19 protein-coding genes are annotated in these 21,380 nt (G+C 71.9%); 9 read left to right on the top strand and 10 right to left on the bottom strand.

The genetic code is table 11. The features are described from left to right. Positions 1–47 precede the first annotated feature (47 nt). A complete protein-coding gene (locus J2W21_RS01380; RefSeq protein WP_307112715.1) occupies positions 48–1,184 on the top strand; it encodes an acyl-CoA dehydrogenase family protein in 1,137 nt (378 codons plus the stop codon). A gap of 26 nt (positions 1,185–1,210) precedes the next feature. Here the strand turns inward: J2W21_RS01380 and J2W21_RS01375 are convergent, their stop codons facing one another. Then, entirely contained in the window at positions 1,211–1,642 is a 432-nt protein-coding gene (locus J2W21_RS01375) for a hypothetical protein (protein ID WP_307112714.1), read from the bottom strand. Positions 1,643–1,707: 65 nt separating this feature from the next. After that, the gene (locus tag J2W21_RS01370) at positions 1,708–2,346 is read right to left on the bottom strand and encodes an SAM-dependent methyltransferase (protein ID WP_307112713.1); all 639 of its coding nucleotides are present in this window, start codon (positions 2,344–2,346) and stop codon (positions 1,708–1,710) included. A 119-nt stretch (positions 2,347–2,465) separates the two neighbouring features. Between J2W21_RS01370 and J2W21_RS01365 the strand changes: the two genes are divergently transcribed. Then, positions 2,466–2,654, top strand: coding sequence for a DUF1918 domain-containing protein (locus J2W21_RS01365; RefSeq protein WP_307112712.1), 189 nt, complete (start codon positions 2,466–2,468; stop codon positions 2,652–2,654). A gap of 2 nt (positions 2,655–2,656) precedes the next feature. Then, positions 2,657–3,751: a baeRF2 domain-containing protein gene (locus J2W21_RS01360; protein ID WP_307112711.1), complete on the top strand. Its 1,095-nt coding sequence runs from the start codon at positions 2,657–2,659 to the stop codon at positions 3,749–3,751. A gap of 66 nt (positions 3,752–3,817) precedes the next feature. Here the strand turns inward: J2W21_RS01360 and J2W21_RS01355 are convergent, their stop codons facing one another. From J2W21_RS01355 to aceA, 3 genes are all read right to left on the bottom strand, one after another. Continuing rightward, positions 3,818–4,549: a DsbA family oxidoreductase gene (locus J2W21_RS01355; RefSeq protein ID WP_307112710.1), complete on the bottom strand. Its 732-nt coding sequence runs from the start codon at positions 4,547–4,549 to the stop codon at positions 3,818–3,820. 303 nt (positions 4,550–4,852) lie between these two features. Next, positions 4,853–6,535, bottom strand: coding sequence for a malate synthase A (aceB, locus tag J2W21_RS01350; protein WP_307112709.1), 1,683 nt, complete (start codon positions 6,533–6,535; stop codon positions 4,853–4,855). A gap of 72 nt (positions 6,536–6,607) precedes the next feature. Then, on the bottom strand, positions 6,608–7,927 hold the full coding sequence (aceA, locus tag J2W21_RS01345; RefSeq protein ID WP_307112708.1) for an isocitrate lyase: 1,320 nt from the start codon (positions 7,925–7,927) through the stop codon (positions 6,608–6,610). Positions 7,928–8,050: 123 nt separating this feature from the next. On the opposite strand from aceA, the gene J2W21_RS01340 reads away from it, so the two are divergent. Beyond that, complete coding sequence (locus J2W21_RS01340; RefSeq protein WP_307112707.1) at positions 8,051–9,559, top strand: helix-turn-helix transcriptional regulator; 1,509 nt, start codon at positions 8,051–8,053, stop codon at positions 9,557–9,559. Between the two features lie 25 nt (positions 9,560–9,584). Here the strand turns inward: J2W21_RS01340 and J2W21_RS01335 are convergent, their stop codons facing one another. After that, on the bottom strand, positions 9,585–9,887 hold the full coding sequence (locus tag J2W21_RS01335; protein WP_307112706.1) for a hypothetical protein: 303 nt from the start codon (positions 9,885–9,887) through the stop codon (positions 9,585–9,587). A gap of 159 nt (positions 9,888–10,046) precedes the next feature. Between J2W21_RS01335 and J2W21_RS19755 the strand changes: the two genes are divergently transcribed. Both J2W21_RS19755 and J2W21_RS01330 read left to right on the top strand, forming a co-directional pair. Further along, a complete protein-coding gene (locus tag J2W21_RS19755; RefSeq protein WP_373423050.1) occupies positions 10,047–10,235 on the top strand; it encodes a CGNR zinc finger domain-containing protein in 189 nt (62 codons plus the stop codon). 34 nt (positions 10,236–10,269) lie between these two features. Next, the gene (locus tag J2W21_RS01330; protein ID WP_307112705.1) at positions 10,270–12,402 is read left to right on the top strand and encodes an MMPL family transporter; all 2,133 of its coding nucleotides are present in this window, start codon (positions 10,270–10,272) and stop codon (positions 12,400–12,402) included. Between the two features lies 1 nt (position 12,403). Here J2W21_RS01330 and J2W21_RS01325 read toward each other — a convergent pair whose 3' ends face one another. From J2W21_RS01325 to J2W21_RS01315, 3 genes are read right to left on the bottom strand one after another with little or no spacing between them, the layout of a single operon-like run. Beyond that, positions 12,404–13,432 (bottom strand): TAXI family TRAP transporter solute-binding subunit, encoded by a 1,029-nt coding sequence (locus J2W21_RS01325; RefSeq protein ID WP_307112704.1) that lies wholly within the window; start codon positions 13,430–13,432, stop codon positions 12,404–12,406. Then, positions 13,425–14,849, bottom strand: coding sequence for a sensor histidine kinase (locus J2W21_RS01320; RefSeq protein ID WP_307112703.1), 1,425 nt, complete (start codon positions 14,847–14,849; stop codon positions 13,425–13,427). Before J2W21_RS01320 ends, J2W21_RS01325 begins: the two co-directional genes overlap by 8 nt. Next, a complete protein-coding gene (locus tag J2W21_RS01315; RefSeq protein ID WP_307112702.1) occupies positions 14,846–15,562 on the bottom strand; it encodes a response regulator transcription factor in 717 nt (238 codons plus the stop codon). Before J2W21_RS01315 ends, J2W21_RS01320 begins: the two co-directional genes overlap by 4 nt. A gap of 117 nt (positions 15,563–15,679) precedes the next feature. Here J2W21_RS01315 and J2W21_RS01310 point away from each other — a divergent pair, with 117 nt between their 5' ends. Next, positions 15,680–17,149 carry an MFS transporter gene (locus J2W21_RS01310; protein WP_307112701.1) on the top strand — a complete coding sequence of 490 codons (1,470 nt, stop codon included), beginning with the start codon at positions 15,680–15,682 and terminating at the stop codon, positions 17,147–17,149. Between the two features lie 141 nt (positions 17,150–17,290). Further along, positions 17,291–18,526, top strand: a complete 1,236-nt coding sequence (locus J2W21_RS01305; RefSeq protein ID WP_307112700.1) for an MFS transporter — start codon at positions 17,291–17,293, stop codon at positions 18,524–18,526. A 14-nt stretch (positions 18,527–18,540) separates the two neighbouring features. Here the strand turns inward: J2W21_RS01305 and tgt are convergent, their stop codons facing one another. Then, positions 18,541–19,839, bottom strand: coding sequence for a tRNA guanosine(34) transglycosylase Tgt (gene tgt, locus J2W21_RS01300; protein WP_307112699.1), 1,299 nt, complete (start codon positions 19,837–19,839; stop codon positions 18,541–18,543). A 133-nt stretch (positions 19,840–19,972) separates the two neighbouring features. Here tgt and J2W21_RS01295 point away from each other — a divergent pair, with 133 nt between their 5' ends. Then, entirely contained in the window at positions 19,973–21,361 is a 1,389-nt protein-coding gene (locus J2W21_RS01295; protein WP_307112698.1) for a serine hydrolase domain-containing protein, read from the top strand. Positions 21,362–21,380: the final 19 nt, after the last annotated feature.

The raw sequence follows: 21,380 nt of genomic DNA, 5'->3' as shown, positions 1-21,380 counted from the left end.
CGCGCGCAACCCGTGCTTTCCCCGGCCCGCGCGGCCATGATGGGCACATGTTCGAACTCACGGAGGACCAGCGGGCCCTCGTCGACACGGTCCGGGACTTCGCGGCGGACAGGCTCGCCCCGCACGCGCTCGCGTGGGACGCCCAGAAGCATTTCCCCGTGGACGTGCTGCGCGAGGCGGGCGAGCTCGGCCTGGGCGGGATCTACATCGGCGAGGAGCACGGGGGCTCGGCGCTGACGCGCTCGGATGCCGTGCTGATCTTCGAGGAGCTCGCCAAGGCCGATCCCACGGTGGCGGCCTACATCTCCATCCACAACATGGTGGTCTGGATGGTGGACACGTTCGGCTCCGAGGAGCAGAAGGCGCAGTGGCTCCCGCAGCTCGCGACGATGGAGGGCCTGAGCAGCTACTGCCTCACCGAGCCCGGCGCCGGCTCCGACGCCGGCGCGCTCACCACCAAGGCCGTCCGTGACGGCGAGGACTACGTGCTCAACGGCGTCAAGCAGTTCATCTCCGGCGCCGGCTACTCGGCCCTCTACCTCGTCATGGCCCGCACCGCGGACAGCGGGCATGCCGGCATCACGGCCTTCCTCGTCCCCGCCGGCGCCCCAGGCCTCTCCTTCGGCGCGAACGAGAAGAAGATGGGCTGGAACGCCCAGCCCACCGCCCAGGTGGTGCTCCGCAATGTCCGCATGCCGGAGTCCGCGCGCCTCGGCGCCGACGGGCAGGGCTTCGGCATCGCGATGAAGGGCCTCAACGGCGGCCGCCTCAACATCGCCGCCTGCTCGCTCGGCGGCGGCCAGGCGGCGCTCGAGAAGACCGTCGCATACCTCAAGGAGCGACGGGCCTTCGGCGAGCGGCTGGCGGACATGGAGGCGCTACGGTTCGCCGTGGCGGACATGGCGATGGAGCTCGACGCCGCCCGCGCGCTCCTGCGGGTCGCGGCCGACGCGCTGGACCGGGGCGCCTCGGAGGCGCTGCGCCTGTGCGCCACCGCCAAGCGGGTGTGCACCGACGCCGGGTACCGCGTGGCCGATCAGGCCATCCAGCTGCACGGCGGGTACGGGTACCTCCACGAGTACGGCATCGAGAAGATCGCGCGGGACCTGCGCGTGCACCAGATCCTCGAGGGCTCCAACGAGATCATGCGCCTGATCGTGGGCCGGCAGCTGCTGGAGGGCTGAGCGCGCGGTTCAGCCCGCCCGCCGGATCAGCCGGCCAGCCCCAGGACGCCGAGCCAGACCAGGCCCGCGACCTTGAGGAGCTCGAGGCCCACGTACGTGAAGTGCAACGTGTGCCGGGGCATGCTCTCGCTCAGGTTCCCGCCGGTCACGCGGCGGTCCATCCGCGGACGCAGCCACGCGACGTCGAGCGCGATGATCACGGCGAGGACGACGCCGAGCGCCCACCTCGGTGCCGACGACGCAGCCCCGCCGAGGGCCAGCGCGAGGAGCACTGCTGCGGCGAGCACGCACTCGACGACGTTGAGCGCCCTGAACACGAGCCGGCCGATCCCCACGCCGAGCTCGATCGTGATGCCGGGGGCCCGGAACTTCAGCGGTGCCTCGATGAAAGAGATTGCCAGGACCATGCCCAGCCACACGAACGCCGCCGCCACCAGGACGGCCGTTGCCACAGCCATGCGCCATTCACCTCGGGGTCGAGAAGGATCGTGCCCTCGAGCCTAAATCAGCACGGACATGCTCGTTAATCGGCGGGGCGGCGCCGCGCCCTGAGGATCGCGTCGGTCAGCACGGCCTTCTGTCCTTCGGGACCGGTCGCCTCGCGCCCCTCGGACGTGCTCGTCTCGACCTCCCACGCATCGGCGCGCAGGCCCAGCGAGGCGGCGAGCTCGTCCGCGGACGGCATGTGCTCGTCGTGGGGGTGGCGCGACCACGGCGGGAACGCCGTGTGGCCCACCACGAAGAGCAGGCCTCCCGGCGCGACCGCACGCGTCGCGGCGAGGAGCACGCGCTCGCGGGGGAACTCGACGGGGGAGTGGAGGAACGAGGCCGTCACGAGGTCGTAGGTCCCCTCGGGCTCCCAGCCGGCGAGGTCGCGGGCGAGGAAGGTGATGCGGTCGGCGACGCCGGCCTCCTCCGCGTGCTCGGCGGCGCGCCCCAGCGCGACGGCGGAGACGTCGACGGCGGTGACGGTCCACCCCCGTTCGGCGAGCCAGATCGCGTCGGCGCCCTCGCCGCAGCCGAGGTCGATCGCCCTGCCCGGTGCCACGGAGCCCACCTCGCGCACGAGGGCGCCGTTGGGCTTCCCGCTCCAGACCCGCTGCCGCTCTGCATAGAACTCGTCCCAGAACTCGGACGGGCCGGGCTTGTGTTCGCTCTCCATCTACCACTCCTATCCGGCCCCGCCCGGCGACGCAAGGGGCCTTCAGCTGCAGAAGGGTCTCTCGGCCCTTCCTCGCCCCGGGAGTGCTCCGTACCCTTCGGGGGAGGAGGTGATCCGCCGTGAACGCAGTGCAAGGGGATCGGATCGTCATCCGTGGCCGGACCGTGGAATCGAAGGACCGGCACGGGGAAATCATCGAAGTCAGAGGAGCCAACGGCGAGCCGCCGTACCTCGTCCGTTTCGACGACGGCCACGAGACCATGGTCTTCCCGGGCGGGGACTTCTCGATCGAGAAGGTGGGTGGGTGACGATGCTGTCCTTGAAGAGCCTCGCCGAGACGCTCCGCGAGCCCGGCCCCTGGTGCACTGTCCACGCGGAGGTCAGCACGGGGACGGTGTCCACCCATGAGGCCACCGAGGTGCTCGCCAACAACGTCTCGCGCGCGGTCACCGAGGCTGGCGGGTCGGAGAACGACGCCCGGGCGGCCGAGCAGCTGGAGTGGGCCGCCATCGGCGAGCCCGGGCCGGTCTCGCGGTTCGTGCTCATCCGCAACGGCCAGGTCGCAGTCAACGAGCTGCTTCCGGGGGCCCCCGTGCGCCCCGTCGTCGAGTTCGGACCGATCCCCGACCTCCTGCCGCTCGCCGAAGTCCAGAACACCGACGTCGAGTACCTGCTGGTGCAGGCGGAGCGCGCCGACGCGGAAATCGCCCGGTACCGGGCCTCCGCGCACGCTGCCATGGCCAGCGAGGAAGTCCACGGGGACACCGAGAACCTCACCAAGGTCCCCCTCGGGGGCTACTCCCAGGGCAAGTACCAGCACCGCACCGAGGAGGTCTGGCGGCGCAACGGCGCCGATGTCGCGGCCGAGGTGAACCGCATCGTCGAGGAGGGCGGCGTGCAGCTCGTCATCCTGGCTGGCGACGAGCGCGCGCGGCTCATGGTGCAGGAGGCCCTGAGCGAGCGCGCGGCCGGCCTCGCCCAGACGGTGGACATGAACTCCTCGGCCCCCGGGGCCGACCAGGAGCGGTTCGCCGAGGAGGTCGACGCCGTCGTCGCCGAAGCGGTCGGCCGCCGTGCGCAGGACGCCCTCACGCGGGTCACGGACGGGATCGGGCGCAGTTCGGCTGGCGGCTGGGCGGAGACGGTCAATGCGCTGCGCGAGGCACGGGTCGGAACGCTCGTCCTCTGCCCTGAGGCGCTCGAGGGCAAGAATCTGCTCGCACTGGGTGCGGAACCGTGGGTCGCCGAGTCGGAGGACGGCGCCGTGGGCGCGCCACCGCTCGGCCAGGCTGACGCGGCTGCGGCCCTGCTCCGCGCCGCGGTCCTCACCAACGCGGACACCGTCCTCGTGCCTTCCGGGGCGCTCGACGGCGGGTCCGCCGCCGCTGCGCTCCTGCGCTGGTAGGCCCCTGCCCGGGCTCGGCCGGCTCCGGTGATCAGCCGGTGCCGGCCGGGCCTGTGCAGGCAGTGCTCACACGCAGCCGTCGGAGCCGCACGTACCGCCGTCGAGCCCATCGGCGCCGGCAACCGGGCCGACCATGGCCAGCGGGTTCGCCTCGCGCCACGCCGTGTCGAGGGCCTGCGCGAACAGCTCCGCCGGCTGGGCGCCGGAGACGCCGTACTTGTTGTCGAGGACGAAGAAGGGCACGCCCTGGATGCCGAGCGCCTGGGCCTGGCGGATGTCCGCGGCCACCGAGTCCCGGTACGTCCCGGCCTCGAGCGCGGCGGTGATTTCACTGCCGTCGAGCCCAGCCTCAGCGCCGATCCGCACGAGCACGTCCCGGGAGCCGATGTCCTCGCCGTGCTCGAAGTGCGCCGAGAGCAGCGCCTCCTTGACTGCGTCCGCGATGCCCCGGGCGCCGGCGGCGTCCTTGGCCCTGGCCAGGTGCAGGAGCTCGTGCCCCGCGTGGGAGTTCGCCACGACGATGCGGCCGAAGTCGTACTCCAGCCCCTCCTCGGCGGCGACCTGGGTGACCTCGTCGAACATCTGGGCCACGCGGTCGGCAGGCATCCCCTTGCGCTCGGAGAGGTACTCGAGCTCGGTGCCGTCGTAGTGCTCGGGGAGGGCCGGGTCGAGCTGGTAGCCGTGCCACGTCACCGTGACCTGGTCCCGGTGGGGAAAGTCGGAGAGGGCCTTCTCGAAGCGGCGCTTGCCGATGAAGCACCACGGGCAGGCGATATCGGACCAGATGTCAACGTTCATATTCTGTGCAAGCTCGCCGCCGGGGGACCCTATTCCCGAGGCCAGCCCGCGGGGTGACCTCGCGCTCCCGCGGGGTGACCTCGCGCTCCCACGGGGTGACCTCGCGCTCCGGCGGGGTGACTTCGCGCTCCGGCGGGGTGACTTCGGCGGGGCGGCGGACAAGGGTTGAGGGGCCGGCCCCTGCGCAGCACCACTACGCAGGGCGGCCCCTCAACGGGTTTCCCGGTGCCCCCGCCCCCGTCCTTCGGGGTGCCTGTTGCGATTGAAGCGTGCGGGGCCCGGGAAGTCTTCAGGCGTGGGCGGCTAGGCCGCCGCGAACTGCCGCTCGGGCAGGCCGGCCTCGTACTCGTCCTCCTTGCCCGCCGTCTCGCACAGGTACCGTGCGTAGGCGGGCATGGTGAGGAACGTCGGGAACTCGGCGCCGAGGGCCACCTCGCCGAAGAGCTCGCGGGCATCGCGGAAGCGGTCGCCGTCGAAGCGCTCGAGCTTGTGGAACTCCTCGTCGAGCAGCTCCTCGACCCACTCGCGGCTCACGATCTCGCCCTGGTCCGTGATGGCACGGGCATAGATCCACTGCCAGATCTGCGACCGGGAGATCTCGGCCGTCGCGGCGTCCTCCATGAGGCCCTGGATCGCCACGGCACCGTTGCCCCGCAGCCACGTCTCGATGTAGCGGATGCCCACCTCGATGTTGTTGCGGATGCCCTCCTCCGTGATCGTGCCGCGGCACGTGCTCAGGTCGATGAGGGCGCGGTCGTCGGGGACGACGTCTTCGCGCAGCCGGTCCAGCTGGTTCGGCTTCTCGCCCAGCACGCTGTCGAACACGTCGCGCACCACGGTGACGAACTCGGGGTGGGCCACCCACGCGCCGTCGAACCCGTCCTCGGCATCGCGCAGCTTGTCCGCGCGGGTCGCCAGGAGGGCCTCGGCGTTGGCCGCAGGGTCGCGCCGGCTCGGGACGAACGCGGCCGGACCGCCGATCGCCATGGCGCCGCGGCGGTGGCACGCCCGCACGAGCTGCTCGGTGTAGGCCCGCATGAACGGCTGCGTCATGGTCACCTGGTCCCGGTCCGGGAGCACGAAGCGGGGCCCACGGGTCCGGAAGTTCTTGATGATCGAGAAGATGTAGTCCCACCGGCCCGCGTTGAGCCCGGCGGCGTGGTCACGGAGCTCCCACAGGATCTCCTCCATCTCGAACGCTGCCGTGATGGTCTCGATGAGCACGGTCGCGCGGACCGTGCCCTGCGGGATGCCGAGGAGGTCCTGGGCCAGGACGAACACGTCGTTCCACAGGCGCGCCTCGAGGCGGTTCTCGACCTTGGGCAGGTAGAAGTACGGGCCGTGGCCGAGCGCGATGAGCCGGGCCGCGTTGTGGAAGAAGTACAGCCCGAAGTCCATGATGCCGCCGGCCACCGGCTTGCCGTCCACGAGCATGTTCTTCTCGGGCAGGTGCAGCCCGCGGGGGCGCAGCACGGTGGTGGGCCGCTCCTCGAACGGGGCGAGCCGGTACTCCTTGCGGGTCGGGCCCTCGCCGGTGGCGAAGTCGATGCCGCCGCGCAGCGCGTCCAGGAGGTTGATCTGGCCCTGGATGAGGTTGCGCCAGGACGGCGTGAGGGAGTCCTCCATGTCGGCCAGCCACACGTTGGCGCCCGAGTTGAGCGCGTTGACGGTCGACTTCCGGTCCACCGGCCCCGTGATCTCGACCCGGCGGTCCGTCAGGCCCGGGGCCGGCGGCGCGACGCGCCAGTTCGGGTCGTTGCGGATCTCCTCGGTCTCGCGGAGGAACCGGGGGTCGCCGCCGCGGGCGATCTCGGCGCGGCGCGCGTGGCGCGCCTCGAGGAGCTCCTGGCGGCGCCCGGCCGTGGCGCGGTGCAGGCGGGCGACGAACTCGAGGGCGTCCGGGGTGAGGATCTCCCGCTGCCGCGCGATGGGCTGGGCGGTGATCGTCACACCGTTGATCGTGGTCTCAGTGCTGAAGCTGTTCATGGCGGTCTCCTGGTGAGGTACGACGGCGGTGGGCCGGCTACGCGTGCCGGCCCGCCGCCGTCGTCCGTTCGATCAGTGGAACTGGCCCTCTTCGGTGGATCCCACGAGGGCGAGGGTGCTGGCGTTCGGGTTCAGCGCCGTGGAGACCAGATCGAAGTAGCCGGTGCCCACTTCGCGCTGGTGCTTGGTTGCGGTGTAGCCGCGGTCTTCGGAGGCGAACTCGCGCTCCTGCAGGTCGACGTACGCGCTCATGCCGTTGCGGGCGTAGCCGTGGGCGAGGTCGAACATCGAGTAGTTGAGGGCGTGGAAGCCGGCGAGGGTGATGAACTGGAACTTGAAGCCCATCGCGCCCAGCTCGCGCTGGAACTTGGCGATCGTGTCGTCGTCGAGGTGCTTCTTCCAGTTGAACGAGGGGGAGCAGTTGTACGCGAGCATCTGGTCCGGGAACTCGGCCTTGACGGCCTCGGCGAACTTGCGGGCCAGGGCGAGGTCCGGCGTGCCCGTCTCCATCCAGATGAGGTCGGAGTAGGGGGCGTAGGCCTTGGCGCGGGCGATGCACGGCTCGACGCCGTTCTTGACCCGGTAGAAGCCCTCGGCCGTGCGCTCGCCGGTAATGAACTCCTGGTCGCGCTCGTCGACGTCCGTGGTGATGAGCGTCGCGGCCTCGGCGTCCGTGCGGGCGATGATCACGCTCGGGACGCCGGAGACATCGGCGGCGAGGCGGGCGGCGTTGAGGGTGCGGATGTGCTGCTGGGTCGGGATGAGGACCTTGCCGCCGAGGTGGCCGCACTTCTTCTCGGACGCGAGCTGGTCCTCCCAGTGCACGCCCGCGGCGCCGGCCTGGATCATGGACTTCATGAGCTCGTAGGCGTTGAGCGGGCCGCCGAAGCCCGCCTCGGCGTCGGCCACGATCGGGACCAGCCAGTCCTCGACGCTCTGCTTGCCCTCGGAGAACTCGATCTGGTCGGCGCGCTGCAGGGCGTTGTTGATGCGGCGTACCACGGCGGGCACGGAGTTCGCCGGGTAGAGGGACTGGTCCGGGTAGGTGTTGCCCGAGAGGTTCGCGTCCGCGGCGACCTGCCAGCCCGAGAGGTAGATGGCCTTGAGGCCGGCCTTGACCTGCTGCACGGCCTGGTTGCCGGTGAGTGCGCCGAGGGCGTTGATGTAGCCCGTGCCGTCCTCGCGGCCGGCCGTCACGGCCTTCCACAGCTTCTCGGCGCCGCGGCGGGCCAGCGTGTGCTCCTCCGGGACGCGGCCGCGGAGGCGGACCACGTCGTCGGCGGTGTAGTCGCGCTGGATGCCCTCCCAGCGGGGGTCGGCGGACCACTCGAGCTTGAGGGCCTCGGCCTGCTGCCCGAGGGACTGGTTCTGGGGCTCGAACTCTGCGGTCATGGCGGGTCTCCTTCGACTCGGTGCCTGATGGCTTCTTCGTGAGAACAACTTTTCCGCCTCTGCAAGCCCTCCAACAGAGAAAAGTGCTGGAAAGAAACGCAGATCTTCACGTATTCTCAAGAAATGCCGCGTACGACGCCGTCCGCCCCCGCCCGCGCCTCATGGAGCCGTCCCGCCGGGCCTCCTTCGGATGCCCAGAGCAGCGGGATCGACGTCATCAGCCTGGGCCGCAGGATCAGGCACCTGAGGAAGGCTGCCGGGCTCACCCTCGACGAGCTCGGCACCGCTGCCGGGGCGGCGGCGAGCCAGCTGAGCCTCATCGAGAACGGCAAGCGCGAGCCCAAGCTCAGCCTGCTGACGCAGCTCGCGGGGGCGCTCGGAGTGGGGGTCGACGCCTTGCTCGGGACCGAGCCGCCCACCCGCCGCGCGGCCCTGGAGATCGAGCTCGAGCGCTACCAGCGCAGCCCGCTCTACGAGAACCTGAACCTGCCGAAGATCCGCATCAGCTCGCGGCTCCCGCTCGACGTGCTGGAGTCCCAGCTCGGGCTGCTGCGCGAGCTCGAGCGCAAGATGAACGAGCAGGTCGCCACCCCGGAGGAGGCGCGGCGCGCGAACGGCGAACTGCGCCGCATGATGCGGGAACGGGGCAACTACTTCCCCGAGTACGAGGCCGAGGCGCAGAAGGTCCTCGCCCAGGTGGGCTACACGTCGGGCCCCCTGAGCCAGCACACGATCTCCGACATCGCCACGCACCTCGGGTTCACGCTCTACCACGTGGGCGACCTGCCCCATTCGACCCGCAGCGTGACCGATCTGAAGAACCGCAGGATTTACCTCACCCACAACCAGCGCTCGGACCACGACCCCCGTTCCGTGCTCCTGCAGGCGCTCGGCCACTACGTCCTCGGCCACGGGACGCCGCAGTCCTACGGGGACTTCCTCGCCCAGCGCGTGGCGACGAACTACTTCGCCGCCGCGCTCCTGCTGCCGGAGCAGGCCACCGTCGACTTCCTCCAGCGGGCCAAGGCGGCCAAGGAGATCTCCGTCGACGACCTCCGCGACGCGTTCTCCGTGAGCTACGAGACCGCCGCCCATCGGTTCACGAACCTCGCCACCCAGCATCTCGGTCTCACGACGCACTTCCAGAAGACGCACCAGTCCGGGATCATCTACAAGGCCTACGAGAACGACGGCGTGAACTTCCCCATGGACCACACCGGGGCGATCGAGGGCCAGCCCTCGTGCAGGGCCTGGACCAGCCGCGCGGTGTTCGACGTGCCGGACAAGTTCAGCTCCTACAGCCAGTACACGGACACGGTCTCCGGGACCTTCTGGTGCACGGCTCGGACGGAGCGGAGCGCGAGCGGTGAGTTCTCGCTCAGCATCGGCGTGCCGTACCACCACGTGAAGTGGTTCCGCGGGCGGGAGACGACGGCACGCGCCGTCTCACGCTGTCCCGATCCTGACTGCTGCCGCCGGCCGCCCGCCGAGCTCAGCGAGCACTGGGCCGGAAACGCGTGGCCCTCGGCCAGGGCCCACTCGCACCTCCTCGCCGCCATGCCGCCCGGCGCCTTCCCCGGCGTCGACGAGACCGAGGTGTATTCGTTCCTCGAGGCGCACTCCGGGACGTAGGCCCCCTCCGGGGGCGGTGCGGGTGCTAGCCCGGGAAGGGCGCGGCCGGGATGTCCGGCCTGCCGTCATGGTCCTGGTCCCCGTAGGCCCGCATCGCGATGCGTTCGGCGAGCTCCTCGTTCATCTCGTAGGGCGGCACCTGCCGGAACGCGTGGACCTCCCGCTTCGGGCGCCGCTTGGCGGCAGCAGTGGGCTGCGGGACCGCATTCTCAGTGACCGTGCTCTCGACGGCGGCGCTCTCCGGCCCGACCGTGGGTTCCTGCTCAGCAGGTCCGTGCTTCTTGAAAAGGCCCATGATGTCCTCCCCGGCGACGGTGGTGTGAATCAACTCGCTCCTTCACGATACGCCCAAAGCTTGGGGAACTCAGGGAGCCAACTGTGGGCAGGCACCGAGCGGAGGCGGCGGCACGCGCGCTCCTGAAAAGCAACCCGTCAACGGGCCCTTGACCGGTCAGGCCGCTGGGTTTCTTCCGCAGCTTGCGGCCCCATGACGGCTGCAGCGATGGGCATTGCTGCCAAGGGGCTCCGTCCGCGTCTGGGGCGCTGCGCGGACCCACTGTGCGGGCTGCCGTTCTTCGACCGGAGTCGCGATGGGCGGGGACGCTGCTGTTCCAGCACCTGCTCGAGCCGGGCCAAGGCTCGACGGCGGCGGGAGCGGGATCAACCCATCGGTTGATGGAACGGGTACGGGCGCTCCGTAGCGTCGAAGGGTGACCACAACAGCACCTCGAACGGCCCGTTCGCACCGTCCCGCCCCGCAGCCGCGCACGCCGCGATGGCTTCGCATCCTCCTGCCCGCAGTCCTGATCCTGGCGTGGCTCGCCGTCTTCGGACTCGGTGGCCGCGCCTTCGGGGAGGTGAACAAGGTCGCCGTCAACGACGCGTCGGAGCACCTGCCGGCCAGCGCCGAGGCAACCCAGGTCCAAGCCCTCCAGAAGAAGTTCCGGGACGGCAGCGCGGTGCCGGCGACCATCGTCTTCACCAAGGCCACGGCCCTGACGCCGGACGACCAGCGCACGCTGACCGGGATCGTCGCCGGCCTCGGGGGAGAGGCAGGCGTTGCGGCGGACCAGATTCCGGGTGGCACCCCGCGCCTTGCCCCCTCCCACGATGGGCGGGCCGCGACAGCCTTCCTCCCCGTGCTCCCCAACGACCCCGGCCGCGGCGTCAAGGCCGCCGACACGGTCAAGCACCTGCGGGCCCAGCTCGCCGCGCAGGTCCCCGCCGGTGTGACCGCCAAAGTGACGGGACCCGCCGGGCTCTCCGCCGACATCTCCGGCGCATTCAGCGGCCTCGACGGTCTGCTGCTCGTGGTGGCGCTCGCGGTCGTGCTCCTCATCCTGGTGGTCGTGTACCGCTCGCCGCTGCTGCCGCTCATGGTGCTCGGCACCTCCCTCATGGCCCTCACCGGGGCGATGGCGCTCGTGGTCGCCCTCGCCAGGGCGGGCGTCCTTCTCCTCTCCGGCCAGACGCAGGGGATCCTCATGATCCTCGTGATCGGCGCGGCCACCGACTATTCGCTCCTGTACGTCTCGCGCTACCGCGAGGAGCTCGCCCTGTCCGAGGGCGGCTGGGCGGCCACCTGGTCGGCGCTGCGCGGCTCGTTCGAGCCCATCAGCGCCTCGGCCGGGACCGTCGTCGCGGCGGTGATGTGCCTGACCCTCTCCGATCTCAACTCGAACCGGGCGCTCGGGCCGGTCGCGGCGATCGGGATCGCGTTCGCCTACGTCGCCTCGCTCACCCTCCTGCCGGCCCTCCTGTGCTGGGCCGGCCGCGTGGCCTACTGGCCCCGCAGACCGGTGGTTGAGCGGAGTGCAGCGGAATCGGGCCCCCGGGGCCTCTGGCACTGGGTGTCCCGGCTGGTCTCGAGCCGGCCGCGGGCCGTGTGGGCGGGTTCGCTCGTGGTCCTCCTCGCCCTGGGCTCCGGAGTCGCCGCACTCAAGGCGGACGGTGTGCCGAGCAGCGAGTTCGTGGTGGGCCACTCCGACGCCCGGGAGGGGCAGGCCGCCCTCGCCGCGCACTTCCCGGCCGGGGCAGGGCAGCCCGCCGTCGTCATCGCCCCCGAGGCGCGGAAGGACGACGTCGTGCGCCTCCTCGGGCACGAGCACGGGGTGAGCTCGGTGCGGCAGCAGGGCACCGCCGTCGCCGGCGCTGTGATGCTCGAGGCGACGCTCGCCGACGCGCCGGAGTCCGCCGCCGCCGAGGAGACCGTGAAGCGGCTGCGCGCGGGCATCGGTGACGCGGGATGGCAGGGCGAGGTCCTCGTGGGCGGCCCGACGGCCGTGGCCCTGGACACCAACGAGACCACGGTCCGCGACCGCAACCTCATCATTCCCGTGGTCCTCGCCGTGATCCTGGTGATCCTCATCCTCCTGCTGCGCTCCCTCGTGGCGCCCGTGCTGCTCGTGGGCACCGTGGTCGCCTCGTTCGCCGCAGCGCTGGGCGTCTCCGCGCTCGTCTTCAATGGCCTGTTCCACTTCCCGGGGGCGGACCCCTCGGTGCCGCTTTTCGGATTCGTGTTCCTCGTGGCCCTCGGGATCGACTACAACATCTTCCTCATGAGTCGAGTGCGCGAGGAGTCGCTGCGGCACGGCACCCGCGAGGGGATCCTGCGGGGACTGCGGTCGACCGGCGGGGTGATCACGTCCGCCGGGGTCGTGCTCGCTGCGACGTTCGCGGCGCTCGGCGTGCTCCCGGTGCTGTTCCTGGCTCAGATCAGCTTCATCGTGGCCTTCGGCGTCCTGCTGGACACCGTCCTGGTCCGCTCGCTCCTCGTTCCCGCCCTCTGCTACGACCTCGGCGAGCGCACCTGGTGGCCCGTACGGCGCAGGACGCCTGCGTGATTCAGCCGTGGAAGGTCCGGTAGGCCTCCTCGGCGCCCGGGTGCAGCGGCACTCCCGCGGTGCTGATGAGCGTCTCGGGGCTCAGGTACTGGACTCCTCGGCTCGCCGCCGGGACGAGCTCGCCCGAGTGCTCGAGCAGGAGGCCGACGGCGGAGCGGGCGACCTCCGCGGCGAGGTCCTCGCGGCACAGGAGCAGGTTCGCGACCCCCACGGTCCACGTGGCCGGAACGCCCGCGTAGCTGTCCTCCCGGATGAGCACCCGGTCGTAGAACGCCCCGAACCTGGACCGCAGCGCCGGAATGAGCGCCGAGAGGTCGAGCAGCCGCACCCTCGTGGCCCCGGCAAAGGCCGTGATGGCCGCCGTGGGCACGCCGCCGGACCAGAAGAGTGCCTCGACGGTGCCGTCGCGCAGCGCGGCGAGCCCCTGGTTGAGGCCGAGGGCCACGGCGGCGACGGTCTTCGGTGGGAGCGGATTCGGCCGGAGCGCGGCGGAGGAGGGCACGGTGGCGAGCCCCGCGGCCGCCAGGAGCCTGGCGGCCGTCAACGACGTGCCCGAGCGGGGGTCGCCGACCGCCACGGTTCGGCCCGCGAGGTCGGAGGGGCCGGTGATGCCGCTGTCCGCGCGGACCACGCAGTGCAGGTAGTTCTCGTACACCTTGCCGAGCGCGAGCATCCGCTGGGAGCGGAGGCGGTCGGCGGCGGCGTCCGAGAGGGAGATCGCAAGCGTCGCCTCGCCGCTCGCCAAGCGGTCCATGTTGTCCAGGCTGCCGCCGGTCTCGAGCGCGGAGGCCGTGCGGGCCACGCCGTGCCGTTCGAGCGAGGCCGCCAGGAGCGTGGCGAACTCGAGGTAGAAGCCGCCCGACTCGCCGCCGGCCACCTTGAGAGCGTCGGCCGGCGGTGCCGGAGTGCAGGCGGCCGCTGAGGGCAGCGCCAGTCCCGTGAGCCCCGCGGCAAGGCCCGCGCGCAGGATGGTGCGCCGGGTCGCGGGCAGGCCGGTGCGCTGGCCGGTGGGGGCATGGCGGTCAGCCATCGCTGCCCACCCCGGTGGGGAATTCGACCCGCGCCACGAGGCCGCGGGGACTGCCCGCGGCGAGGATCAGCCGGCCGCCGTTCGCCTCGGCCAGCTGCTCGACGATCGCCAGGCCCAGCCCCGTGCCGCGGGAGCCGCTGTGCTCGGGCGAGCGCCAGAAGCGCGTGGTCGAGGCCGCGCGCTCCTCGGCGGTGAGGCCGGGGCCGTCGTCGGCGACTTCCACCGCTACCGAGCCGTCCCGCAGGACCGCGCCGACGGTAATCCGGGCGCCGGGCGCGCCCGCGTACTTCACCGCGTTCTCGAGCAGTTCCCCGACGATGTCCGCCAGGTCCGAGCGGTTGCAGACGATCCTCAGCGGCGCCGCCGGCGGTTCGGCGAGCTCGAGGCGTACACCGCTCCGGAGGGCCGCGGGGGCGGCGCGCTCCACGGCGTCCTGCAGCACGGACCATGGGTCGAGGACCTCGGCCCGCTCGCCCATCGACGTTCCCGCCCCGCCCGAGACCGTGCCCTCGTGGACCCGGTGCTCCGCGGAGGCCAGCCGCAGCATGCCGTCCAGGATGTCCTCGACGTGCTCGAGCTCCCGCGCCACACCGGCCGCGGCCTCGCGCTGGGCCGGGGTGTCCAGCTCGAGCGCCAGGAGGTCCGTCCTCAGCCGCAGCGCCCCGATCGGGTTGCGGAGCTGGTGGGAGGCGTCCGCGATGAGCTGGCGCTGCGCCTGCATGGACGCGCCCACATGCTCCGCCATGGCAGAGAAGGCCCGGCTCAGCCGCTGCAGCTCCGGCGGCCCCTCCTCGCGCAGCCGCGTGGCCCGCTCCGATTCCTCGAACGCGATGACGGCAGCGGTGAGCCGGTGGACCGGGCGCAGGACCCAGCCCGTGAGCCGCTCCGCACCCGCGAGCAGCAGCGCCCACACCGCGACCGACCCGAACACGACGAGGAGCCAGCGCTCCCGCAGCTTCTGTTCGGCGGCGCCCAGGTCGACGTCGAGCACGGCCTCGCCGAGCACCTGGCTCGCCGTGCCGTAGGAGCGGGCGATCACCTCGGATCTGGGGCCGAACGGCTGGACGGGCTCGAGCGTGGTGTCGCTGAGGTTGAGCTGGGCGCGGGCGGCCGCGTCCCGCACGTCGGGGCGGTCGGCGCTGAGCCCGCCGGAGCTGAGCGTGGCCTGCGGGGTGCGCACCACGATCCCCTCGCCGTACAGCGCCGAGTAGCGGTCCATCTCGCGCTGGAGCTGGGCCGTGTCGCCGCTGGAGGTGGCATCGTCGGCGACCTGCGCGAAGCGGTTCAGCGCTGCGACCCGGTTGATCTGCAGCTCCTGGGTGAGCTCGCGGCTGACGGAGGCGAGGATCGAGGCGGAGACCGCGACGACGATGAGCACCGAGAACAGGCTCAGGATGCCCAGGACCCGCAGCCTCACCGTGGGCCGCCGCCGGAGGGGCCGCCCGCCTGGCGCCCGCCCGCCCCGGCCGCCGGGCCCTCCACCCGGTACCCGACACCGCGGACGTTGATGATGAAGCCCGGGAGCATGAGCTTGGACCGCAGCCCGGTCAGGTGCACGTCCAGCGACCGGGAGGAGGCCACGAACGCGTCCCCCCAGAGGGCGTCGAGGATCTGCTCCCGGGTGACCACCGAGCCTGCGTGCCGCCCGAGGAGGACGAGCAGCTCGTACTCCGTGGCCGTGAGGTTCAGGGGCCGGGACCCGACGGCGGCCGCCCGCCGGTCGAGGTCGATGCTGACCTCGCCGAGGTCGATCCGGTGCGGCTCGGCGCCCCCGCCGCGCGCCACGCGCCGGGCCACGGCCTCGATGCGCGCAAGGAGCTCGACGAGCTTGACCGGCTTGACGAGGTAGTCGTCCGCCCCGGAGCGCAGCCCGAGGACCACGCTGCGCTCGTCGTCCCGGGCGGTGAGGATCAGCAGCGGCACATCGGTGACCTGGCGCAGCTTGCGCAGCACGTCGAGGCCGTCCATGTCCGGCAGGCCGAGGTCCAGCAGGATCGCGTCGTGCTCCCGGTGCACGAGGAGCGCGTCCTCGCCGCGGCCGACCCGGGCTGCCTCGTGGCCGGCCGACCGCACGGAGGCCAGCAGCGCGGAGGCCATCGCGTCGTCGTCCTCGACGATGAGCACTCGCATCAGGTCCCTCCACTGTCCGCCCCCGAGACTACCCGCTCGGGCGAAGACTTAAGGAAGTGTTAGGAATGGGCCCTCCAGCTTGGGCTGTGAACGCGGTCACGCCTAGCGTCCTGATCCATGAGCATTGCACACCAGGGGTCCGCGGGCAGCGCTGCCCGGACCCGGCGAGCCGTCGCCAACACCCTGAAAGGGTCAGCAGGAAACCTCATCGAGTGGTACGACCTCTACGTCTACGCGGCGTTCTCGGCGTACTTCGCGACCTACTTCTTCAACAGCAAGGACCCGGTCCAGGCGCAGATCGACGCCTACCTGACCTTCGCTCTGACGTTCCTCATGCGCCCGGTGGGCTCGTGGTTCTTCGGCCGCTACGCCGACCGGAACGGCCGCCGCGCCGCGCTCACGCTGAGCGTGTCCCTCATGGGCGTGGGCTCGCTCCTTGTCGCCGTGATGCCGGGCGTCGCGCAGATCGGCGTGTGGTCCACGGTCCTCATGTACTTCTCCCGCCTGCTCCAGGGCTTCTCGGTGGGCGGCGAGTACGGCACGGCCGCGACGTACATGTCCGAGGTCGCCACCTCCAAGCGGCGCGGCTTCTTCTCGAGCTTCCAGTACGTGACCCTTGTGGGCGGCCAGGTCCTGGCCCTGGCGACCCTCGTGGTGCTCCAGAACACCCTCGGCGAGGCCGACCTGAAGGCCTGGGGCTGGCGCGTGCCCTTCGCGATCGGCGCGGTCGCGGCCCTGATCGTCCTGTGGCTGCGCCGCACCATGGACGAGACGATCTCCAAGGAGCAGGTCGCCGCCGCGAAGGCCGCCGCTGCGGCGTCCCAGGCGCGCGGAGAGGGCGGCGAGTTCGAGGCCGTCGAGCCGGGAACCCTCAAGCTGCTCTTCACGAAGCACTGGAAGCCGTTCGTCGTGGTCGTGTTCCTGACCATGGGCGGGACGTGCGCGTTCTACCTGTACACCACGTACATCCTCAGCTTCATGAACAACGTCTCGCACATCCCGAAAACGCAGACCTCGGTCATCAACTTCTGGGCCCTGTTCGTGTACATGATCCTGCACCCGCTGTTCGGCCTGCTCTCGGACAAGATCGGCCGCAAGCTCCAGCTGATCGTCTTCGGCGTCCTCGGCGCGATCTTCACCTGGCCGATCATGTCCACGCTCGCCGGCGTCAAGGACCCGGTCATCGCGTTCTGGCTCATGCTGGCAGGGCTCCTGATCGTCATCAACTACACCTCGATCAGCGCGATCGTGAAGGCCGAGCTGTTCCCCGCCTCGGTGCGCGCGCTCGGCGTCGGCCTCGGCTACGCCGTGGCCAACTCGCTCTTCGGCGGCACCGTGCCGTTCATCGGCGAGTGGCTCTCGAGCGCCGGGCACAAGGAGTGGCTGTTCACCTACGTGACGATCACGATCGTGATCTCCCTCGTCGTGTACATCTTCTTCCTGCCCTCCCGCCAGCAGGAGACGCACCTCGACCGGGACCTCACCCCCGTGGACCCGGTTGATGCGGGCGTGGGGAGCGCGCCGGCGGCGGGTTCCGCATCGGCCACCGCGGACGACGCCGGGCACTCGCCCTCGCGCCTCGGCTAGCCTCCGCCACCTCAAGCTGTCCTGTGCCTGCGGCCGCTGGGGGCCGCAGGCACAGGACTTTCCCATCTGCAGGCGGCCGAGGGGCCCGGAGGCTGAGATGCAGGAGGCCGCCGCCCCGCCGCCGTGATACGAACGAGAGTAATGAGCACCCATCCCCAGCCTCCCGCGGACTCCGCCCGCCACCAGACCGGCCGCCCCAGGGCGGCCGCCGCGTGGCTCCTCCTGGTCTCGATCGGCCTCATCGCGCTGACCATGCGTGGGCCGTTCGTGGCGGTCGCCCCGGTGGCCAGGGCGCTCGAGGGGGACCTCGGGCTCTCCGCGGGGGAGCTCGGCCTCCTCACCGGCATCCCGGTGCTGTGCTTCGCCCTCGCCTCGCCGCTGGCGTCGCTGTGCGCCCGGCGGCTCGGGGCCGAGATGGCGGTGACGCTGACATTGGCCGGGGTCCTCGCCGGCGTCCTGGTCCGGTCCCTCGACGGCACGGCCGTGGTGATGCTGGGCACCGTGGTGCTCGGCGTGGCCATCACGGTCGGCAACATCGCCGTGCCGCTCATCATCCGCCGGGACTTCACCCAGGCGCGCCAGGGGATGGCCATGGGTGTGTACACCGCGGCGCTCAACGTCGGCTCGTTCGTGACGTCCGTGGCCACCGCGCCGCTGGCCGCGGCGACCGGGTGGCGCGCGGCCCTCGCCGCGAGCGCCCTCTTCGCGCTCGTCGCGATCGCGTTCTGGGTCGCCGCGGTGGGGGTGCGCCGGGCCCTGCGGCCGGAGGAGGCCGCGTCCGCGCCGTCGGAGCACCCCGCGCCCCGCGCCCGCAGCACCCGCGCGGTGACCGTGGCGCTCGCGTTCGGGTTCGGCGGCCAGGCGTTCTCCTACTACGGGGTCACCGCGTGGCTGCCGAGCCTGCTCAGCGACGAGCTGGGGCTCAGTGCGGCGGGCGCCGGCGCCGGGGCCTCGCTGTTCCAGATCATGGCCATCCTCGGGGCGCTCGGCACCCCGCTGCTCGCCCGGTACGCCGGCTCCCGGGCCACCGTGGCCACCCTCGGCATCCTCTGGCTCACGGTCCCGCTCGGGCTGCTGCTCGCCCCCGGCCTGTGGGCCGTGTGGAGCTCGCTCGGCGGCGCCGCGCAGGGCGGGGGCATCACCTTCATCTTCACCGCCATCCTCACGGTGGCCCGCGACCAGGCCGCGGCCGGGAGGATGTCCGCGATCGTGCAGGGCACCGGGTACGGCGTCGCGGCCGTCGCCCCGAGCCTGCTGGGCGGCATCCACACGGCCGCAGCGTCCTGGACCCCGCCGCTCGTGGTGGTGCTCGTGGCAGTCATCGCGTTCTTCGCCGGCACCGCCGCGGCCGTGCTCCTGGCCGCCCGCCGCCGCTGAGGCGCGCCGCCCCCTCAGACGGCGGGGGAGCCGTAGTAGCGGCCCAGGGTCTCGGCCTTGAACTCGTAGAAGGTGCCGTCCTCGATCGCGCGCCGCGCGTCGTCGACCATCCGCACCACGAAGCGCTCGTTGTGGATCGAGATGAGCGTGTGGGAGAGCATCTCGGAGGCCTTGTAGAGGTGCCGGATGTAGGCGCGCGAGTAGTTGGCGCACGTGTAGCAGTCGCAGCCGTCCTGCAGCGGGCCCCAGTCACGCCGGTACTTCGCGCCCGAGAGGTTGAGCCGGCCCTCGGCGGTGTAGAACGCGGAGTTGCGGGCCACGCGCGTGGGGGAGACGCAGTCGAACGTGTCGGCGCCCGCTTCGATGGCCACGAAGATGTCGTCCGGCTCCGAGATGCCCAGCAGGTGCCGCGGCCGGTCCTCGGGCAGCACCTCGGAGCACCAGCCTACGATCGTGCCCAGGTTCTCCTTCTCCAGCGCCCCGCCGATCCCGTACCCGTCGAACGGCATGGCCCCGAGGTCGGCGCAGGCCTTGCGGCGCAGGTCCTCGTACTGGGCGCCCTGGATGACGCCGAACAGGGCCTGGTACGGCTTGCCCGCGCGCTCGTCGGTGAGCCGGAAGTGCTCGTCCACGCAGCGCTGCGCCCACAGCCGCGTCCGCTCGAGCGCCTCCTCCTGGTAGCCGCGGGAGTTGTGCAGGGTGGTGAGCTCGTCGAAGGCGAACATGATGTCCGCGCCGATCTGGTGCTGGACCTGCATCGAGATCTCGGGGGTGAACCGGTGCCGGTCCCCGTTGAGGTGGCTCTTGAACCACACGCCGTCATCGTCGATGTGCGCGAGCCGCTCCTTGCCCGGCGCCACCGCGTCGTCGGCCCCGGCCTGGTGCGGCGCGTCGGGCCCCTTCATGTCGATGACCTTCTTGAAGCCCGAGCCCAGGCTCATGACCTGGAACCCGCCCGAGTCCGTGAAGGTGGGGCCGGGCCAGTTCATGAACCGGCCGAGGCCGCCGGCCTCGTCGAGGATGTCCGCTCCGGGCTGCAGGTACAGGTGGTAGGCGTTCGCGAGGAGGGCCTGCGCGCCGAGCTCGGCCATGGACTCGGGCAGCACCGCCTTGACCGTGGCCTTCGTGCCGACGGCGATGAACGCTGGCGTCTGGATCGTCCCGTGCGGGGTAGTGATGGTGCCAGTCCGGCCAAGCCCGGGGGAGCCGTCGGGGCCGGGGAGCCGGGTGCCGACCTCGAATCCGAACTCGGACTGGCGGGGGTGGGCCGCCTGTGCGGCGGGGGCCTCGGGGACGGGGACGGAATCTGGCACCTGTACAGTCTGCCACCGCCCGGCGCGCCGCCGCGTCACGGGTGAGCCCGCGCATAGCGCCGGCACAGGCTCCCCGCGTACCTTTGGAGACCGACGGAGCGAGACGCCTCAGGGGGCATTGAAAGGGGCGACCATGGCACGACGCGGGCCTCGCCGCTGGCGTCTGCGCCTTCTGGGGCGCACGGTGCGCGCACGACGCCGTCGGCTCGCCTTCCTGGGGGTGCTCGCCGCGCTGCTGGTGGCGGGGCTGACGGCCGCGGCCGCGATCGGCCCAGGGGTGCTGCGCGCCGCCGGGGCCTCCGCCGAGCAGGCGCACGCGCCGGCACCCTCGGGTGCCGCCGGAGCCCGCCCCTCCGATTCGGCCCCGCCGGTCCTGGCGGCCGCTCCCGCCGCCGTGCCGGCGCCCAGCCCCGCGCCCGCCGCGGCCTCCGCGCCGGCCTCCAGTGGCGCGCAGCCCGCCTGGCAGGATCTGCCGGCGTCCCTCGCGGGGACCGTCGCCCAGTTCGTCAGCAGCCAGGGCGCCGCCGGCGCAGCCGTGGCCGTCTCGACGGGTCCCGGGGCGACGCCCCGGGCCCGGTATCTGGCCACGGTCGGGCAGGCCGCGTCGGGCACCCCGTGGACCGCGGACATGCGCTCGGCGTTCCGCAGCATCACCAAGAGTTTCGTGGGCACGGCCGTCCTCCAGCTGGTGGCGCAGGGCAGGGTGGGCATCGACGACCCGGTGGCGAAGTACGTGCCTGCGGTCGCCGGCGTGCAGTACGGCGGTGTCCCGGTCGGCGGCCAGATCACCGTCCGGCAGGCCCTCCAGATGCGCACGGGACTGCCCGAGTTCTCCAGCACCCAGGGCTTCTCCGACCAGCTCAACTCGGACTACACGGGGGCGTTCACCGACGCCCAGCTGCTCGGCTACGCCTTCGCCCAGCCCCTCAACTTCGCCCCCGGCGCCCAGTACGAGTACAGCAACACCAACTTCGTGCTCCTCGGCAAGGTCATCGAGGCCGTCACCGGCAGCCCGTGGGACCGTGAGCTCCAGTCCAGCATCCTCGGGCCCCTCGGGCTGACGTCCGTGGCCTACTCCGGGGACCAGGACCCGGCGGCGCCCGTCGCGACCCCCTACCAGGCCACGGACGCGGGCCTCGAGAGCCTCGCCCAGGTGAGCCCGTCCATGTACGGCGCCTCCGGGGGCTACTTCGGCTCGATTGCGGACCTGCTCACATGGGGCCGCGCCCTCGGCTCCGGCGCCCTCCTGCCGGCAGCCCTGCAGAAGGAGCGCCTCACCTCCGTCTCGAATCCCGCCGACGATCCGGGCAGCCCCGAGTATGACGGCTACGGCCTCGCGGCCGGCAGCCTCGGGGGCTGGTGGGGGCATACCGGGACCGGGCTCGGCTACGAGTCGCTCACCATGTACCAGCCCAGCACGGGCACGACCGTGGCCATCCTGATCAACACCCAGCTGGGCAGCCCCAACGGGGCGGCCGAGCTGTTCGAGCAGCTCGAGCCGGGCCTCGCCGCGCTCGGATAGCGCCAGGACTCCCACGGGC

Source organism: Sinomonas atrocyanea (assembly GCF_030811715.1).
Lineage (GTDB): Bacteria > Actinomycetota > Actinomycetes > Actinomycetales > Micrococcaceae > Sinomonas > Sinomonas atrocyanea_A.
The sequence above is the reverse complement of the archived record's forward strand: the minus strand, read 5'-3'. Positions and strand labels throughout refer to the sequence as shown.

Coding starts and splice junctions, on each gene's coding strand:
- J2W21_RS01340 (WP_307112707.1), top strand. CDS start 8,051: ATGCCGCGTACGACGCCGTCCGCCCCCGCCCGCGCCTCATGGAGCCGT.
- J2W21_RS01380 (WP_307112715.1), top strand. CDS start 48: ATGTTCGAACTCACGGAGGACCAGCGGGCCCTCGTCGACACGGTCCGG.
- aceB (WP_307112709.1), bottom strand. CDS start 6,535: ATGAACAGCTTCAGCACTGAGACCACGATCAACGGTGTGACGATCACC.
- J2W21_RS19755 (WP_373423050.1), top strand. CDS start 10,047: ATGACGGCTGCAGCGATGGGCATTGCTGCCAAGGGGCTCCGTCCGCGT.
- J2W21_RS01325 (WP_307112704.1), bottom strand. CDS start 13,432: ATGGCTGACCGCCATGCCCCCACCGGCCAGCGCACCGGCCTGCCCGCG.
- J2W21_RS01375 (WP_307112714.1), bottom strand. CDS start 1,642: ATGGCTGTGGCAACGGCCGTCCTGGTGGCGGCGGCGTTCGTGTGGCTG.
- J2W21_RS01315 (WP_307112702.1), bottom strand. CDS start 15,562: ATGCGAGTGCTCATCGTCGAGGACGACGACGCGATGGCCTCCGCGCTG.
- J2W21_RS01360 (WP_307112711.1), top strand. CDS start 2,657: ATGCTGTCCTTGAAGAGCCTCGCCGAGACGCTCCGCGAGCCCGGCCCC.
- J2W21_RS01370 (WP_307112713.1), bottom strand. CDS start 2,346: ATGGAGAGCGAACACAAGCCCGGCCCGTCCGAGTTCTGGGACGAGTTC.
- J2W21_RS01295 (WP_307112698.1), top strand. CDS start 19,973: ATGGCACGACGCGGGCCTCGCCGCTGGCGTCTGCGCCTTCTGGGGCGC.
- J2W21_RS01310 (WP_307112701.1), top strand. CDS start 15,680: ATGAGCATTGCACACCAGGGGTCCGCGGGCAGCGCTGCCCGGACCCGG.
- J2W21_RS01355 (WP_307112710.1), bottom strand. CDS start 4,549: ATGAACGTTGACATCTGGTCCGATATCGCCTGCCCGTGGTGCTTCATC.
- J2W21_RS01305 (WP_307112700.1), top strand. CDS start 17,291: ATGAGCACCCATCCCCAGCCTCCCGCGGACTCCGCCCGCCACCAGACC.
- aceA (WP_307112708.1), bottom strand. CDS start 7,927: ATGACCGCAGAGTTCGAGCCCCAGAACCAGTCCCTCGGGCAGCAGGCC.